We start from the raw sequence: 669 nt of genomic DNA, 5'->3' as shown, positions 1-669 counted from the left end.
GATTTACACCTCGGGCACTACGGGTGTGCCGAAGGGGGTGGCGATTTCGCACCGCAATGTGGTCGAGCTGCTGCTGTCGCTGGATGGGGGTTTGGCGTTGGCGGGCCGGGTGTGGTCGCAGTGGCATTCGTTGGCGTTCGACGTGTCGGTGTGTGAGATTTTCGGCGCGTTGTTGCATGGTGGGCGGTTGGTGGTGGTGCCGGAGTCGGTGGCTCGTTCGCCGGAAGAGTTCCACGCCTTGTTGGTTCGTGAGCGGGTGGGGGTGTTGAGTCAGACGCCGTCTGCGTTTGATGCGTTGCAGACGGTGGGTGCGGGTGGGTTGGGTCTTGAGGTGGTGTTGTTTGCCGGTGAGGCGTTGGATGTTCAGCGTCTTGGGGCGTGGATGGATAACCATGCGGGTCTGCCGCGGTTGATCAATTTGTATGGCACGACGGAGACGACGGTGCACGCGTCGTTTCGGGAGATCGTTGCGGGCGATGTCGGTGTCAATGTCAGTCCGATCGGGGTGCCGTTGGCGCATCTGGCGTTTTTCGTGCTCGATGGCTGGTTGCGGCCGGTGGCGCCGGGCGTCGTGGGCGAGTTGTATGTGGCGGGTTGTGCTGTGGGTGTCGGTTATGTGGGTCGGGCGGGGTTGACGTCGTCGCGGTTTGTGGCGTGTCCGTTCGGGGG

General features: G+C 63.1%; 1 protein-coding gene. It reads left to right on the top strand.

The genetic code is table 11. From position 1 onward, the window contains the following. The coding region (locus tag OQ789_RS25695; protein ID WP_324689224.1) for an AMP-binding protein at nt 1-669 on the top strand (669 nt) is incomplete at both ends.

The sequence above is a fragment of the Mycobacterium sp. 94-17 genome, assembly GCF_035617725.1.
Taxonomy (GTDB): Bacteria; Actinomycetota; Actinomycetes; order Mycobacteriales; family Mycobacteriaceae; genus Mycobacterium.
The sequence above is the reverse complement of the archived record's forward strand: the minus strand, read 5'-3'. Positions and strand labels throughout refer to the sequence as shown.